The organism is Paraburkholderia bryophila (assembly GCF_003269035.1).
Lineage (GTDB): Bacteria > Pseudomonadota > Gammaproteobacteria > Burkholderiales > Burkholderiaceae > Paraburkholderia > Paraburkholderia bryophila.
Genome location: NZ_QLTK01000005.1, coordinates 191,665 through 205,753 on the forward strand (window position 1 = coordinate 191,665; position 14,089 = coordinate 205,753).

General features: G+C 64.6%; 12 protein-coding genes. 5 read left to right on the plus strand and 7 right to left on the minus strand.

The window, feature by feature from the left end; translation table 11 throughout:
• Positions 1-16 precede the first annotated feature (16 nt).
• On the plus strand, positions 17-337 hold the full coding sequence (locus BX591_RS11225) for a DUF4148 domain-containing protein (RefSeq protein ID WP_111931206.1): 321 nt from the start codon (positions 17-19) through the stop codon (positions 335-337).
• A 182-nt stretch (positions 338-519) separates the two neighbouring features.
• Here the strand turns inward: BX591_RS11225 and BX591_RS11230 are convergent, their stop codons facing one another.
• The 7 genes from BX591_RS11230 to BX591_RS11260 form a co-directional block, all read right to left on the minus strand.
• The gene (locus tag BX591_RS11230; RefSeq protein ID WP_111931208.1) at positions 520-768 is read right to left on the minus strand and encodes a hypothetical protein; all 249 of its coding nucleotides are present in this window, start codon (positions 766-768) and stop codon (positions 520-522) included.
• A 94-nt stretch (positions 769-862) separates the two neighbouring features.
• Positions 863-2,035, minus strand: a complete 1,173-nt coding sequence (locus BX591_RS11235; RefSeq protein ID WP_111931210.1) for an acyltransferase family protein — start codon at positions 2,033-2,035, stop codon at positions 863-865.
• Positions 2,036-2,166: 131 nt separating this feature from the next.
• Positions 2,167-3,213, minus strand: a complete 1,047-nt coding sequence (locus tag BX591_RS11240; RefSeq protein WP_111931212.1) for a phytoene/squalene synthase family protein — start codon at positions 3,211-3,213, stop codon at positions 2,167-2,169.
• A gap of 154 nt (positions 3,214-3,367) precedes the next feature.
• A complete protein-coding gene (locus BX591_RS11245) occupies positions 3,368-4,252 on the minus strand; it encodes an amidohydrolase family protein (protein ID WP_111931535.1) in 885 nt (294 codons plus the stop codon).
• 32 nt (positions 4,253-4,284) lie between these two features.
• The gene (locus BX591_RS11250; protein WP_111931214.1) at positions 4,285-6,186 is read right to left on the minus strand and encodes a feruloyl-CoA synthase; all 1,902 of its coding nucleotides are present in this window, start codon (positions 6,184-6,186) and stop codon (positions 4,285-4,287) included.
• A gap of 77 nt (positions 6,187-6,263) precedes the next feature.
• The gene (locus BX591_RS11255; RefSeq protein ID WP_111931216.1) at positions 6,264-7,715 is read right to left on the minus strand and encodes an aldehyde dehydrogenase; all 1,452 of its coding nucleotides are present in this window, start codon (positions 7,713-7,715) and stop codon (positions 6,264-6,266) included.
• Between the two features lie 74 nt (positions 7,716-7,789).
• A complete protein-coding gene (locus BX591_RS11260; protein ID WP_111931218.1) occupies positions 7,790-8,617 on the minus strand; it encodes a p-hydroxycinnamoyl CoA hydratase/lyase in 828 nt (275 codons plus the stop codon).
• A gap of 165 nt (positions 8,618-8,782) precedes the next feature.
• Here BX591_RS11260 and BX591_RS11265 point away from each other — a divergent pair, with 165 nt between their 5' ends.
• The 4 genes from BX591_RS11265 to BX591_RS11280 all read left to right on the plus strand — a co-directional run bounded on the left by BX591_RS11265 (position 8,783) and on the right by BX591_RS11280 (position 13,834).
• A complete protein-coding gene (locus BX591_RS11265) occupies positions 8,783-9,253 on the plus strand; it encodes a MarR family winged helix-turn-helix transcriptional regulator (RefSeq protein ID WP_111931220.1) in 471 nt (156 codons plus the stop codon).
• Positions 9,254-9,630: 377 nt separating this feature from the next.
• A complete protein-coding gene (gene mhpT, locus BX591_RS11270; RefSeq protein ID WP_111931227.1) occupies positions 9,631-10,878 on the plus strand; it encodes a 3-(3-hydroxy-phenyl)propionate transporter MhpT in 1,248 nt (415 codons plus the stop codon).
• Positions 10,879-10,950: 72 nt separating this feature from the next.
• On the plus strand, positions 10,951-12,090 hold the full coding sequence (locus BX591_RS11275; protein ID WP_111931229.1) for a porin: 1,140 nt from the start codon (positions 10,951-10,953) through the stop codon (positions 12,088-12,090).
• A gap of 10 nt (positions 12,091-12,100) precedes the next feature.
• A complete protein-coding gene (locus tag BX591_RS11280) occupies positions 12,101-13,834 on the plus strand; it encodes a tannase/feruloyl esterase family alpha/beta hydrolase (protein ID WP_111931231.1) in 1,734 nt (577 codons plus the stop codon).
• Positions 13,835-14,089 lie beyond the last annotated feature (255 nt).

Genomic DNA, 14,089 nt, shown 5'->3' on the forward strand with positions numbered 1-14,089 from the left:
CTGGAGGTAGTTCATCATGAAATCGCTCATTCAAGCTGTCGTTATTGCCGCTGCGCTGGTCGCTCCCGTTGCTTCGTTTGCCCAGTCCAATCAGCCGGTGACTCGCGCTCAGGTGCGCTCGGAATTGATCCAACTGGAACAGGCCGGTTATCAACCGGGTCGCGCCGACCCGTATTACCCGGCTGACATTCAAGCCGCTCAGTCTCGCGTCGCCGAACAGAACGGCACCGCACAGGCGGCGCAATCGGGTTACGGTGGGGTGGTCAGCGGCTCGTCGCAAGGCGGCCATCCGGTGGCGCTGGATAAGGGTCCGAAGTCGATTTACTTCGGCCACTAAGCCCTAACGCCTAGCGCGCCTTCGAGGCTCGCGATGATTCAAACGAACTGGCCCGCGACCGAGTTTCCCCGATCGCGGGCCAGTTCAGTATTCGGTACCTCCGTCATCGGGCTCCCGATGACTTCGCCTGGATCCGTGCGGTCCGGGCGCTTTTTTCTCCGCGCGGTTATGTCACGCGCCGGTCATTCGCGCGCGATCAGGTCGCCCACCTGACCACGGCCGGTGACGAGACAGCTCGACAGGAAATTTTCGCCCTGGCTGCTGGCCCCGACGTCGCCGAAGCCTTTTTTCAGCGCGTTCGATTTGACCATCGCCGCGCCTTGATGACACGTAATGGTGCCGATCTCTCCGGCTTGCGCGCGCATCAACGCCCTATCCGCCATCAGATAGCCCAGCAACAACACCACGGCAATATAGAACGCTTGTCTCATGGTTCGTCTCCTCTTTGGAAGAGACTAACGCGAACCATGGATGCACGGTCCTAGGGGTTTCCCGATTGATGGGGTTTCAATGACCCAGATTAAATCAACCGATGCCGCCGCCTGACGAACTATGCGGCGCGGGTGAATCAGGTCTTATCCCTAGAAAACGCAGTTGCTGGAGACCGCGTTGCACGCGTCGCGTGTTCTGTTCGAATAGCAGATAAACCGCATAGGCATACACGTAGCAGAGCACCAGCATGCCCGCGAACACGAGCGCACCGTGTTCGTCGAAGGGAATGCGCCGCCCGACGCCCACCGCGGCGACAAACAGAATGAACGAGAAGTGCGTTAAATACAGCGAATACGAAAACCCGGAAAAGCGAATCGCAATGCGCGATAACAGCGCGGGCCGCAATCGCACGTTTTCCCAAAGTATGCAAAGCAGGAACACGAAACACGGTACGCCGACGATCCAGTCGTTGGCGAGCAGAAACAGGCGCGAGCACACCAGCGCGGCGAGCAGCACCGCGCCGCTGGCGAGCGTGAACCACGGCCAGCCGGTTCGTGCGCGACGCGCCGGAAAGCGCTGTTCCAGCACCACCAGCAACACGCCGAGCAGCCACAAACCGAAACCGCTCAACAGCGACGGAAACACGATCATCGTACCCACCGCGAACGCCGCGGCGGCGAATGCCCGAACGCCACGGCGCTGCCGCAACAGTAAAAAGCAGGCGGGAAACCACAGGTAGTACCAGAACTCGTTGGCAAGGCTCCAGAGCGGTCCGTTGGAGCCGTAAGTGCCGCACGCGAGCGTTTGCAGAAAGACGAGGTTGCAGGCGAAGGTCGCCTGCCCGAGATGCGACGCGACGTTGATCTGCTGATCGAACGTGCCCTCGGTGCCGAGATAAAACGGTCCACCCGTCAGCGCGATACCCATGCGATCCCAGAACAGCGTCAGCAGCAACGCCGGAATCAGCACGACCCACAGTCGCGACAGCCGCTCGGTCAGATAGCGCGGCCAGCTCCACGTCCCCGCCGCCGTCTGCCGCAACACCGAGCCGCCGACAAAGTAGCCGCTCAGCAGAAAGAACACAATCACCGCGGTGTGGCCGTAGTTACTGACGAAATAGAAAGCCTTGGCCGCCAGGCCGATGCCGGCATTCGCGTGGTAATCGGCGAACATCAGATTGCGCAGATGACTCACGCACACGGTGCCCGCCGCCGATGCGCGGATCAGGTCGAAGGTGTCGCAATGGGGTTTGCCGGAGGACGCCATATGAGCCGGAAGGGGACAAAAAGGTTGTCCGCCAAACTAAGGCTCATGGGCTTTTGATTCCGTACGTTCGCCCACACTGGGCGTGAAGCGTGGGCTCGCCCTGCTTCACAGGCCCGCTTCACAGGCCCGCTTTACAAACGCGCTTCGATCCGCGCGATCCGCGTTTCGATCGCGTTGCGCACCCTTGCATTCGACGGCACCAGCAGCAACGATGAAGCGATGATGTGATACACCCGGTTGCGCCGAACTTTGGACACCTTTTGCGGATCGAGCCACGCGTCGTTATCCACCAGCAGCAACAGCGTCTCCAACCCGATCAAAATCGGCCACAAACACGCGAGCCGCAAGCGCACGGAAAATGCGGGAATCGCCAGCGTGTAATCGAGCGCTTCACGGAAATGATCGAGCGACTTGCGCAGCAGCTCGACCATCAACGGCTTCGCGCGTGCGGAATTGGCGGGCAGTAGCAGATCTTGCGGGCTCAGGCCGTGTCGATCCAGCAGCGTCTGCGGCAGATAGCAGCGGCCGATCCGCAAATCCTTGCCGCAATCGCGCAGGACGTTGGTCAATTGCAGCGCCTTGCCGAAACGCACGCCGCGGCGCCCCATGGTCTCGGGCGCTTCTTTCAGCGTGCCCGGCATGTGCGCATAGGTCATCGTGGTCCAGAATTCGCCGACGCAGCCCGCCACCAGATACGTGTAGCGATCCAGGTCGTCGTAGTCGCGCAGCGCCGCGAGCTGGCCGGAGCGTTCGTCGGGGAAAGTGCGCAGATCGAATTCCATGCCCTCGGTGAGGGTCGCGACGATCCCGCGCACCGCCCGGCGATCGGACTCGCTCAATTGCGACAACACCTCGAGCGCGGGGCCGAGCGACTCGAGCAGGACTTTTTCATCCGACTGGGTCTGCTGACCCGCGACCTCGGCGGCCATGCGATGGAACAGCGTGCCGTCGTCGGTGGTGCCATTCACCTGATCACGCAGCGATAGCAGCAGCGCGAGGCGTTGTTCGGGCGAGATCAGCGACGTATCCGCGATCGTATCGGCCGCGCGCGCCAGCAGATACGCGAGGCCGATCGGATCGCGCATCCCGGTGGGCAGCACGCGCAGCGTGAGATAAAAGGAACGTGAAACGCCTTTCAGCAGCGGACCGAGAAGAAAGGCCCGGGTCGGATTCGACATGGATGGGATCAGGTCAGGATTGGCAAAAAGCGGGCAACGAACCAGTAAACAACCGGCAAAAAGCCGGCGCTGCCGAATTGTATACGGCGAAGCGCCCTCACCGCGCAGCGGCGAGCCCAACCCTGCGTTGCCTTGACCGGTCTGCCCGTCCTGCTCAGGCGTGTGCGGCCAGCCCCAACAGCTCGACCGCGTTCTGTTTGAGGATCAGCGGCCGAACCTCGTCCCTGAAACCGGCTCCGCTGAAATCTTCCAGCCAGCGGTCCGGCCGGATCAGCGGGAAGTCCGAGCCGAACAGCATCTTCCGTTTCAGCAGCGTGTTGGCGTGGTGGATCAGTTCGGGCGAAAAGTATTTCGGCGACCAGCCGGACAGATCGATATAAACATTGGGCTTGTGCAGCGCGATCGACAACGCCTGATCCTGCCAGGGCCAGGACGGGTGCGCGATCACGATCTTCATGTCGGGGAAATCCGCCGCGACGTCGTCGAGATGGATCGGCTCCGAGTACTTCAGGCGCAACCCGCCGCCGCCCCGCATACCCGAGCCCATGCCGGAATGGCCGCTGTGAAACACCGCCGTGAGCCGGTATTCGGCGATCAGCTCATAGAGTGGATAGGCGAGACGGTCGTTGGCGAAAAACGCCTGCATGGTGGGATGGAACTTGAAGCCGCGCACGCCGTATTGCTCTACCAGCTTGCGCGCCTCTCGCACGCCCATCTTGCCCTTGTGCGGATCGATACTCGCGAACGCGATCATGATGTCGCGGTTGTTCTGCGCGAATTCGGCGATCTCCTCGTTCGGAATGCGTCGGCGGCCCAGGTTCGCTTCGCAATCCACGGTGAACATCACGAAGCCGACGTTGCGTTCGCGATAGTGTTTGATGGTCTCGGGAATCGTCGGCCGCCGACCGAGTTTCAGCACGGTGCCGAAGTACCTGTCGGCGGCCTCGTCGAACTCCTTGCCGAACAGGTCCGGCGGCTGGCAGCAGGAGACTTCGGCGTGGACATGCATGTCGATCGCGACGAGTTGATCGGGTTTCATGGCGGCTTTTCCGTCGAGATGCTGCGCCTGCATCACGGCGTGCCGCGAGCGTTCGCGACGATCACCGCTGGATCGCGCTGCGCCGTGTCGTACATCGCATCGACCAAACCGGCCCGCTGCGTCAGCACCGCGCGTTGATTGATCGACCCTTTGTCGGTGATCTCGCCGAGATCGAGTGAAGGCGCAACCTCCATGAGCCGCAAACGCGCAATGGTAGTCGCGCCGCCGGTCGCCCCGCGATTGAGCGTGTCGAGCAGCGCGGCAAAGTGGGCGCGCACGGCGGGTGCGGCGACCACCTCGCGCGCGCTCGCATGCGCCGGCAAGTTCGCGAGCCGCCGGCAATCGTCGAGGCGCGGGAACAGCAGCAGGCCCACGTCGTCGCGATTCATACCGGCGACCACCACGTCCTGCACATAGGGCGCGCCTGCGGAAATCACACGGGCCCGCATTGGCCCGACGCTCACGAAGGTGCCCGAGCTCAGCTTGAAATCCTCGGCAATGCGGCCGTCGAACAGCAAGCCGAGTTCAGGCCGCGCCGGGTCGACAAACCGCAACGCGTCGCCGCTGCGGAAGTACCCTTCTTCGTCGAACGCGTTGTCCAGCTCGGCCGCGTCGGGGCGCCAATAACCGGTCATGACGTGCGGGCCGCGATAGCGTGCCTCGAGTTTGTCGCCGACCGGCGCGAGTTTCACCTCGCAGCCGGGCGCCGGCAGGCCGACATAGCCGGCACGCATGATCGGCCCCGTGGTGAACAGGCACGACGGCGACGTCTCGGTCATGCCGAGGCCGGCCATGATGCGAATGCGCTCGCCGCAGTACTGGTCGGTAACGCGTTCGAGCCGGTCCCACGCCGCTTGCGACAACCCCGCGCCCGAGAAGAAATACACCTTCACGCGCGAGAAAAACGTCTCGCGCAACTGACTGTCCTGCTCCAGCGCGATCGCCAGTTCCTCCCACCCTTTCGGCACGTTGAAGTAGATGGTCGGCGCGATCTCGCGCAGATTGCGCAACGTTTCCTCGAATTTGCCGTTGACCGGTTTGCCGTCGTCGATATAAAGCGTGCCGCCGTTGTAGAGTGCGATGCCGACGTTATGGCTGCCGCCGAACGTGTGATTCCAGGGCAGCCAATCCACCAGGACCGGCGGCTGGGTCGCGAACTCCGGAAAGGTTTCGAGCAGCATCTGCTGATTGCTGCACAGCATGCGGTGCGTGGTCGGCACCGCCTTCGGCAGTTTGGTCGAGCCCGACGTGAAGAGAAACTTGGCGATCGAATCCGGGCTCACGGTCGCGTGAACCGCGTCGACGGTGGTCGGCGTAACAGCCAGCAAATCGCTCAACGCGGTCACGCCACGCGTGGCTGCCGGCTCGCGCGGCGGCGTGGCGGCCACGATTTCCACGCCGGCCGGCACGACCGCTTCGATGGCGCGGGCAAACGTGTCGTATTGGCTCGCGAATACCAGACCCGGCGTCAGCAGTTCGATCGTATGGCGCAGCTTGCCGAAGTCGCCGGAAGCGAGCGCATACGCCGGCGAAATGGCCGCATACGGAATCCCGGCCCACATCGCGCCAAGCGCGAGTTGCAAATGCTCGAGGTCATTGCCCGACAGAATCGCGATGGGCCGTTCGGCCGAGAGATCGCGAGCGAGCAGTGCCTGACCGATCGCGCGAGCACTGCGCAACGCCTTCGCATAGCTCAGGCCGATCCATTCACCGTCGCTGCCGCGGCGCGCCGCCAGCCAACGTTCCGGATGCGCGTCGGCGCCACTCACGAGCCGCTCGGTCATCCGCTGCGGATGGGCGCCGAGCGCTTCGTCCGCGCGTAAATACCAGGTCTCGCCCTGCCGTTGCGTGCGCAACGATGGGGCGCCGATCACCGTCAACCGGTAGCGCGTCGGCGCACCGGGCGTGTTCGTTTGTGTCGGCTCGCTATGCAAAGCCTGTCTCCTGTTGCTGTCTGCGGTCGGTCAGCGTTCGCGCCAAACGCAAAGGTTTGGGCGCGCAGCGTGCGCGATCAGATCGGATAGTGGCGCGGCCCGGTTTGAATCGTGATCCAGCGCAGATCCGTGAATTCGGCAATCGACGCCTTGCTGCCGAAGCGGCCGTACCCGCTTTTCTTCACGCCGCCGAACGGCATCTGCGCTTCGTCGTGCACGGTCGGCCCGTTGATGTGGCAGATACCGGACTCGACACGTTTGGCGACGTGCCAGGCGCGCGATACATCGCGGCTGAAGACCGCGGCCGACAAGCCATAGTCGCTGTCGTTGGCCACCCGCAGCGCTTCCTCGTCGCCGTCCACGCGCTGCACCGTGACCACCGGGCCGAACGATTCCTCGGCGTACAGCTTCATGGCCGGCGTGATGCCGTCGACGATCACCGGTTGCAGGATCGCGCCGTCGACCGAGCAACCCACCGGCAGCGTCGCCCCTTGTTGCCGCGCGTCGTCGACCAAGGCAGCGATACGTTGCGCCGCCGCCGCGCTTTCGAGCACACCGAGCACGGAATCCGCCGCTGCGGGATCGCCCGCTTTCAGGCTGCGCGCTTTGGCCGCGAGTTTCTCGACCAGCGCATCGGCAATCTTGCGGTCGACGATCACGCGCTCCGTCGACATGCAAATCTGCCCCTGGTTGAAAAAGGCGCCGAACGCAATGGCGGCCACCGCCGCGTCCAGATCGGCGTCGTCGAGTACCAGCACGGGCGCCTTGCCGCCAAGTTCGAGCAAGGCCGGCTTCAGATGCTGCGCCGCGTGTTGCGCGACGATGCGTCCCACGCGCGTCGAGCCGGTGAAATTGACCCGCCGAACCGCCGGATGCGCGATCAGGCGTTCGACGATCGCCGGCGCGTCGCCGGCGTCATGCGTGATGACGTTCACCACGCCGTCGCCGAGACCCGCGTCCTGCAGCACGCCGCCAATCAGCCGATGCACACCCGGACAGCCTTCCGACGCCTTGAGCACGACTGTGTTGCCGCACGCAAGCGGCATGGCGATGGCGCGCGTGCCGAGAATGACGGGCGCGTTCCACGGCGCCATGCCGAGCACCACGCCGCACGGCTGGCGCACCGCCATGGCGAGACTGCCGGGCACATCCGACGGAATCACGTCGCCGTCGATCTGCGTGGTCATGGCGGCGGCTTCGCGCAGCATGTTGGCGGCCAGCATCACGTTGAAGCCGTACCAGTTCGGCATGGCGCCGGTCTCGGCCACGCCGGTTTCGATGAACTGCGCGGTGCGCGCGTCCATCAGATCGGCGGCTGCCAGCAGGCGTTTGCGGCGCTCGGTCGGCGCCAATGCCGACCATGCCGGAAACGCACGCGCGGCGGCTTCGACGGCCGCGTCGGCGTCGGCCACCGTGGCGGCGGCCGCGCGCGACGCAGTCCGGCCGCTCGCCGGATTGATCCGCTCGAAGGTCTTGCCATTCGCTGCGCCACGGCTCTCGCCGCCAATCAATAAAGTCACGTCCTGCATGTCTGTCGTCTCCTCGCTCGTCTCTCTTGCAGGCATTCGCCTGCGACCCAATGCGCCGCCTGGCGCGCGGCCGATCAGCGCTTGTAAGTCTGCAGACCCGGCTTGATCGCCTTGTCGTCGAGGAACTGCTTCAGACCCTGCTCGCGGCCACCTTCCGGATCGCGCAGTTGCGCCTGATCGAGCTTGGCGTACAGGTAGTCTTCGTTCTGATCCCACGTCAGTTCGCGGCAACGCTTGAAGCCGTGTTTGGCGGCCCGCAACACCACCGGATTCTTCTGCAGCAGCTTGCCGGCCAGCGTGCGCGTGGCGTCGAGCAGTTCGGCGCGCGGCACGCTTTTATTCACGAGGCCCATCTGCGCAGCTTCCTGACCCGTGAAGGTCTCGCCGGTCATGATGTAGTAGAGCGCCTGACGATGTCCGACCGTATCGGCCATCGCCTTGCTCACCAGGTTGCCCGGCGGAATGCCCCAGTTGATCTCGGACAGACCGAACACCGCTTCGTCGGCGGCGATCGCGAGATCGCACGCAACCAGCGGCGAAAAGCCCCCGCCGAAACACCAGCCGTTGACCATCGCGATGGTCGGCTTCGCATACATGCGCAGCAGTTGCCATTGCCAGCGGCAGGCATCGCGGCGAATCTTTTCCTGCAGGATCTCCGGGCCGGCGTCCACTTCACGGAAATACTCCTTCAGATCCATGCCGGCCGTCCACGCATCGCCTTCGCCGGTCAGCACCAGCACCTGCGCTTCGGCGTCGAGTTCGACGGCTTCGAGCACCTCGATCATTTCCTTGTTCAGCGTGGGGCTCATCGCGTTGCGCTTCTCGGGACGATTGAACGTGACCCACGCAATGCCTTCGACGACATCGACTTTGACGGTATTCCAACGGCCTTCGTAATTCATCTGCTTTCTCCGTGAACGTTGGCCGCGACGGCGGCCTGATGAACGCATTTAATATCAGGCTTCCTGATATGTAAAGTGGAATTTCGGCGGCTCGGTGCAAACCCTAGCGGCGGAATCCATCGCGAGGCACGCTAAGATGCGGGATAGACCGGATCTCCTGCCCTCATGAGCAAAAACCAAAATTCGCCTGTCGAGGCCGCCGCGCCGCGCACCCGCCGCACCAGCCTACGCCTTACCTATGTGATCGGCAGTCTCGACCGCATTCTTCGGCGTCGCATGACCGAAGCGCTCGCGCCGCTCGGTTTGACGCTCGCACAGTTCACGGCGCTTTCCGTGCTGGAAGCCAAGGGGCAAGCGTCCAACGCGCAGGTCGCCGAGCGCTCCTTCATCACACCGCAATCGGCCAATGAAGTGATGAACGCAATGGCGAGCCGCAACTGGATCAGTCGCGAGCCGGACCCGACCCACGGCCGTATCGTGCTGCTGCAACTGACCGACGAAGGACGCGCCGTGCTGCGCGAATGCGAGCAGGCCGTGAAGATCATCGAGAAGCAGATGATGGAAGGCATCGAACTCGACACGGCCGGCGCGCTGCAAACTCACCTCGAAACCTTCGTGCGAAATTTGCGCGGTTAAATTCTCCACGCCGTCAAATTGCTAGGTGTTTTCACCGAACGATTTGCGCTTGTGTTATCAGCCTACCTGATATTAAATCCATTCCACGATGCAGCGTGTGGAGACGCGCCTCATCGCGTCGAAACACAGGGACAGTCTCGCGGGCGTCGAACCGGCGCGCCGCGCGCTGCGTTATCCGCTGTGCGGTTCACGGGCATGCCATCGCACCCACGATGGTGATCTGAAGCTCGCGCCGCCAGGGCCATCCGGCAACCCCGATGGTGCGGCACCGGCACGTCTGCCAGGACTCGCGCCAGACCGGCCCTCGGCACGACAGCACGGAACCTGCCTTCCTCCCGCGAAACCGGCAAACCACACACTTTAATAAGGATCACTACGTGAAGCGAACCGGAACACTCACCTCGAACGAGAACGCCGCAGCCACGGCCACGGCACGCGAATCAGGCGCGTTCGTCACGCTCGGCCTGTGCTTCGCCATCGCGCTGCTGGAAGGACTCGACCTGCAATCGGTCGGCGTGGCGGCGCCGCGCATGGCGCACGAATTCGGCCTCTCGGTCGCGCAAATGGGACTCGCCTTCAGCGCCGGCACGCTCGGCTTGCTGCCCGGCGCGATGTTCGGCGGACGGCTGGCCGATCGCATCGGCCGCAAGCATGTGCTGGTGATGTCCGCCTGCCTGTTCGGCGTGCTCTCGATCATGACCGCGCTGGTCAGCGACTTCTCCACGCTGGTGATCGTGCGCGTGCTGACCGGCATCGGCCTGGGCGGTGCGCTGCCGAACCTGATCGCGTTGTCGTCGGAAGCGGTGGAGCCGCGCTCGCGCAGCACCGCCGTCAGCGTGATGTATTGCGGCATTCCGTTCGGCGGCGTGATCGCTTCGGTGATCGGCGTGCTGAGCGCGGGCGATACCGAATGGCGTCACATCTTTTACGTCGGCGGCGCGGGACCGTTGGTGCTGGTGCCGCTGCTGCTGATGTTCCTCGCCAATTCGAAAGCGTTCACGCTGGCTTCGCACGACGGCCGCGCGAAACCCGCGCCGGTTGGCGAAATCCTGTTCGGCGGCACGCGCGGCCTCTCGACGGTGCAGATCTGGGTCAGCTACTTCTGCACGCTGATCGTCCTCTATTTCCTGCTCAACTGGCTGCCCTCGTTGATGGCGGCCAGCGGTTTGACGCGTGCGCAGGTCGGCTACGTGCAGATCTTCTTCAACGTCGGCGGCGGCATCGGCGCGCTATGCATCGGCATGTTGATGGACCGCATGCGTTCAAGCGTCGTGGTGACCGGCATGTATGCCGGAATCATCGCCTCGCTCGCCGCGCTTTCCATGGCGCCGGGTTTCGGCGCGCTCGCCGCCTCCGCGTTTTTCGCCGGCATGTTCGTGATCGGCGGTCAATCCGTGCTGTATGCGCTGTCCGCTGCGTTCTATCCGACCGCCATGCGCGGTACCGGCGTAGGCGCGGCGGTGGCCGTGGGGCGCATCGGCTCGGTGGTCGGGCCGCTCGCCGCCGGCCAATTGCTGGCCATGGGCCGCAGTTCGTCGACCGTCATCGGCGCGAGCATTCCGGTCACGCTGATCGCGGCGGCCGCCGCCTTGCTGTTACTGCGGCGTCCGCGTGCCGACCACTGACCGGCACGTCGCACCAGAAGAATCAACCGCAACACACCCATAAATTCAATCGACGGTTTGGAGACACCCTTCATGCAAGCATCCGCACGCCTTCTACTTTGCGGCGCCCTGTGCGCGGCCAGCGGCGCCGCAGCGGCCCAATCGAGCGTGACGCTCTACGGCATCATCGACACCGGTATCGAGTACGTCTCGCACGCGAATGCCGCGGGCAAGGGCCTATTCCGCATGCCGTCGGTGACCGGCGAGTTGCCTTCGCGCTGGGGACTGCGCGGCAACGAAGATCTCGGCGGCGGCTATAGCGCGATATTCACCCTCGAGAGCGGCTTCAACGTGCGCAACGGCGAGCAGGGCCAGGGGGGCCGACTGTTCGGGCGCCAGGCGTTCGTCGGCATCAAGAGTCCGTATGGCACGGTCTCGTTCGGCCGCCAGTACACCATGACCTACCTTGCGCTGATGGGCGCGGACCTGATCGGCCCGGACATCTACGGACTCGGTTCGCTCGACGCCTACGTGCCGAATGCCCGCGCCGACAACTCGGTGACCTACCTCGGCAGCTATGCGGGCGTGACGCTCGGCGCCAACTACTCGTTCGGACGCGACTCCGCGGGCACCGGCAATTCGCCGGGTCAGGGCACCTGCACGGGTTCGGTGGCCGGGAACGCCACGCAATGCCGCGAGTGGTCCGTCATGCTGAAGTACGACACTCCTCTGTTCGGCGTCGCGGCGTCCTATGAAGAACAGCGCGGCGGCAGCGCCGCGGCGGCGAACTTCTTCGACGGCCTGGCGCCGACGCCCCTCACCAGCGCCGCCGACAAGGACGTCCGCACCCATGTGAGCGCCTACGCGAACCTCGGCCAGTTCAAGCTCGGAGCGGGCTGGCTCAACCGGCGCGTCGAACCCTCGGCGGTAACGATCGCCGACGTGCGCTCGAATCTGTTCTTCGTCGGCGCGGCGTACACCGTCACGCCCGCTTTCATCGTCGACGGCGAGGTCTATCACATCACCAATCGCGACCACGACACGCGCGCCACGATGGGCACGCTGCGCACCACCTATCTGCTGTCGAAGCGCACCGCTGTCTACGCGCAGGGCTCGTATCTGGCCAACAGCGCGAAAGCGGCCTACTCGGTCAGCGGCGGTGGCGGCGGCACGACACCCGCGCCGGGCACCGGCCAGACCGGCGTGATGGTCGGCCTTCGTCATTCGTTCTAGGAGCGCTCGCATGAAATGCACCTCTATCGCGCTCGCCGCTGCCGCGACGCTGAGCCTCGCCGCGTGCGGCGCCAACGACGTCGGCAGCACCGCCACGACCAGCGCCAGCAGCAGCGCATTGCCGCAACTCGGCGCCGCTACGTCGGCGACGCTGGCGGGCAACTGCGCGGCGCTCGCCGCGAAGCTCAGCTTCGCGAACACCGTCTTCACCTCCGTCACCGACGTCGCGGCCGGCACCCTTGCGGTGGCCGGCAAGCCGATCGCCGAACACTGTCTGGTCCAGGGCAGCATGAATCAGCGCGCGAGCAGCGTCGACGGCAACACGTATGCGATCGGCTTCGAGATGCGTTTGCCGCTCGCATGGAATGGCCGCTTTTTCTATCAGGCCAATGGCGGCCTTGACGGTAACGTGGTCACGGCCACCGGCGAGATCGGCGGCGGCGGGCCGAACACCGACGCCCTCAACATGGGTTTCGCGGTGATCAGCTCGGATTCGGGGCACAGCGCGGCGCAGAATCCGCTGTTCGGCCTCGACCCGCAGGCGCGCATCGACTACGGCTACAACGCCGTCGCCGTACTCACGCCGATGGCCAAGCAGGTGATCAAGCTCGCGTACGGCAAGGCGCCCGATCGCAGCTACTTCGACGGCTGCTCCAACGGCGGCCGCCATGCGCTCGTTGCGGCGGCGCGTTCGTCGGGCGATTACGACGGCATCATTGCCGGCGATCCGGGCTTCCATCTGCCGAAAGCGGCGATCGGCGAAATGTGGAGCGCGCAACAATTGGCGACCGTGGCGACCGCGACGACGGCAAACGGCCTGCCCGACATCACGACGGGCTTCACGGCCACGGAACGTCAGATGGTCGCGTCGAAAATACTGGCGAAGTGCGATGCGCTCGACGGTGTCGTCGACGGCCTCATCCAGGATATCAAGGCATGCCAGGCGAACTTCAGCCTCGCCAGCGACGTCCCCACCTGCAGCAACAACGTCCGCGACGGCACCTGTCTGACCGCCGCGCAAAAGACCGCGATCGGCAACCTGTTCTCCGGAGCGCGCAACAGCACCGGCACGGCCCTGTATGCGAGCTATCCCTACGACGCGGGCCTCGGCCCAGGCTGGTCGGCATGGAAGCAGGCGAATTCGATCACGCTCGACCCGGCCGCTGCGGCGTTCACGTTCACCACGCCGCCGCAAAGCGCCTCGGTGTTGAGCCAGTTGTCGGCGTACGCGCTGAACTTCAGCATGGACACCGACGCGCCCAAGATTTTCGCCACCAGCGGCGTGTATAGCGAGTCGGCCTGGTCGTTCATGACGCCGCCGGACGAAACCAACCTCAGCGCGCTGAAGCTGCGCGGCGCGAAACTGATGGTCTATCACGGCACCAGCGATCCGGTGTTTTCGTCGAACGACACGACCGACTGGTATCAACGGCTCGCCACGGCGAACGGCGGCGATGCGTCCAATTTCGCGCGTCTTTACACGATCGCCGGGATGAACCATTGCAGCGGCGGTCCGAGCACCGATCAGTTCGACCTGCTCACGCCGCTGATCGCGTGGGTCGAACAGGGCAAGGCGCCGGACAGCGTGATCGCCGCCGCGCGCGACGCGAGCAACCTCGTGCCGAACGCCGACGTACCCGCCGCGTGGGGGGCGGGACGCACGCGGCCGCTCTGCGCGTATCCGAAGGTGGCCCGCTACCAGGGCGGCGATGTCAACGCCGCGAGCAGTTTCGTGTGTCGCTGAGACGCCGGACGACATCGGCGGCGCGAACGGGCGTTCGCGCCGCGATACTGCGGGCGCGCTTGCGCTTCGCGCCCGCTTCTTCGTTGCAAGGCTTTGAAAAAAACCGCCCGCCGTCGCGTGGGTTATCCGCCGACACGCCGGCGACAATCTGCTGACAAGCCGCTAAAAAGCCCGACCGACGAACTCGGCCGGCAACCCCTCCCGCTCCCCGCCCGCACGACGGCGCAGGGCACCGCACGCTTGCGGTTCGCCAAC

What these genes read in the sequence shown, in the direction of transcription:
- BX591_RS11225 (WP_111931206.1), top strand. Translation starts at nt 17, where the DNA reads ATGAAATCGCTCATTCAAGCTGTCGTTATTGCCGCTGCGCTGGTCGCT.
- BX591_RS11230 (WP_111931208.1), bottom strand. Translation starts at nt 768, where the DNA reads ATGAGACAAGCGTTCTATATTGCCGTGGTGTTGTTGCTGGGCTATCTG.
- BX591_RS11235 (WP_111931210.1), bottom strand. Translation starts at nt 2,035, where the DNA reads ATGGCGTCCTCCGGCAAACCCCATTGCGACACCTTCGACCTGATCCGC.
- BX591_RS11240 (WP_111931212.1), bottom strand. Translation starts at nt 3,213, where the DNA reads ATGTCGAATCCGACCCGGGCCTTTCTTCTCGGTCCGCTGCTGAAAGGC.
- BX591_RS11245 (WP_111931535.1), bottom strand. Translation starts at nt 4,252, where the DNA reads ATGAAACCCGATCAACTCGTCGCGATCGACATGCATGTCCACGCCGAA.
- BX591_RS11255 (WP_111931216.1), bottom strand. Translation starts at nt 7,715, where the DNA reads ATGCAGGACGTGACTTTATTGATTGGCGGCGAGAGCCGTGGCGCAGCG.
- BX591_RS11260 (WP_111931218.1), bottom strand. Translation starts at nt 8,617, where the DNA reads ATGAATTACGAAGGCCGTTGGAATACCGTCAAAGTCGATGTCGTCGAA.
- BX591_RS11265 (WP_111931220.1), top strand. Translation starts at nt 8,783, where the DNA reads ATGAGCAAAAACCAAAATTCGCCTGTCGAGGCCGCCGCGCCGCGCACC.
- BX591_RS11275 (WP_111931229.1), top strand. Translation starts at nt 10,951, where the DNA reads ATGCAAGCATCCGCACGCCTTCTACTTTGCGGCGCCCTGTGCGCGGCC.
- BX591_RS11280 (WP_111931231.1), top strand. Translation starts at nt 12,101, where the DNA reads ATGAAATGCACCTCTATCGCGCTCGCCGCTGCCGCGACGCTGAGCCTC.